This is a genomic window from Paenibacillus sp. J2L1-98 (genome assembly GCF_056269405.1).
In genome coordinates this window covers 1-1,354 of record NZ_JBWDNW010000060.1, presented here as the reverse complement: position 1 = coordinate 1,354, position 1,354 = coordinate 1, and the positions used below count along the sequence as shown (strand labels likewise).

Annotated in this window: 2 protein-coding genes; one reads left to right on the top strand and one right to left on the bottom strand. The window is 39.7% G+C overall.

Translation table 11 applies throughout. The features are described from left to right. The coding region (locus tag AC0YNZ_RS31370) for a transposase (protein ID WP_475830274.1) at nt 1-236 on the top strand (236 nt) is incomplete at its 5' end. 242 nt (nt 237-478) lie between these two features. Here the strand turns inward: AC0YNZ_RS31370 and AC0YNZ_RS31365 are convergent. Next, nucleotides 479-1,063: a hypothetical protein gene (locus tag AC0YNZ_RS31365; protein ID WP_475830273.1), complete on the bottom strand. Its 585-nt coding sequence runs from the start codon at nt 1,061-1,063 to the stop codon at nt 479-481. Nucleotides 1,064-1,354 lie beyond the last annotated feature (291 nt).

The window sequence follows — 1,354 nt, the reverse complement described above, 5'->3', positions numbered from 1 at the left end:
TGGATGACAATAAAATGATCCAGAGCATGTCCCGTGTTGGGCGGTGCATCGATAACGGTCCAATGGAATCTTTCTGGGGGACCTTGAAATGTGAGAAATATTATTTGCACAAGTACCATACTTTTGAGGAGCTTAAGAAGGACATTGAGGCCTACATCCACTTTTACAATAATGAACGATTACAAGCAAAACTAAACGGCCTCAGTCCGATGGAATTTAGGACCAAGGCCGCTTAATTGATTTTTGTTATTTGTACTGTCTACTTGACGGGGTGCAGTTCATTCACCGGCTACCGTCTCTTCTTGTTTATTGAGCTATCGTACCCGTTAGCGTAATGACCCCACCGAATCTGCCGTCGGGAATGGGTTAATGTTCTTGTCACCAAATAGGAATGCTTTTTTCAATATTATTAATTACGAAAAATATCCCTTTAATCCTGATTGTTAATTTTTGACCAAAAGAAAAACAAACCGCCCTTTTATTTGGCGGTCTTAGCATCGGTTCCGAGTATGGTTATCTGTGTTTTGGTACTGTCACGTTGATTTTTTGGTTCTGGCTGATTTTCTGTAAATTCGATTCCTTCCGGAGGCAAAGAAACCTTCACATCGTAAGTGCCAGCCAACACTGGCTCAAGCTCATTTTTAATCCATTGCTTCGAAATAAAAGTCCACTTATCCTCAACGGTTTGACCAGGAGCCAATTTAGATGTAACGAGGTCAGACGTGCATATCTCGCCTTGCTTTGTCGCCAACCTTGTATTCGATTCTTGGTTAACGATATCAATAACCACGTGGTTAGGACAGCTAGAACTGCCGGAAACATATGAAATCGTTTCTTTTCCTACGTTCGTCACCTTTGCGTAGACTTCGATTTCATCATTCAAACCAAACTGGTTTTTATCCATCTGAATTTCATACGCAAGATTCCCAATGGTTTCTTTTTGATGTATTGGAACAATCTTAGTCTGCGTCTCCTTCATTGCGAAGCCCGCGTTAGACAATAAACCACTTGCTACACCTACAATTCCTAAAACTGCAAGAGCAAGGACAACTTTCTTTTTCATAACAACGCTCCACTCAATAAGATAATGAGATATTATTTCGTTAATACTATGACGCTGATGCCTGCCTAAAAGTTACAATAATACTTGTTCCTTATTTTGGATAGTATTCATCTATACTGCCAGTTACTTCAATAAAACAAAAGAGGAGCTTCTGCTTAGCAAGCTCCTCCACTATCGTACCCGTTAGCTTAATGAAGCTGCTTAAAATAACCCGTTGTTATCTTAGATAATCGGAACATAATTTCAAAGCCATTCTTTTCAAGAAACAGAATAGATCAGTTCATAACCTTG

Bases quoted from the DNA above. Each gene is read 5' to 3' on its own strand.
- AC0YNZ_RS31365 (WP_475830273.1), bottom strand. From the start codon at position 1,063: ATGAAAAAGAAAGTTGTCCTTGCTCTTGCAGTTTTAGGAATTGTAGGT.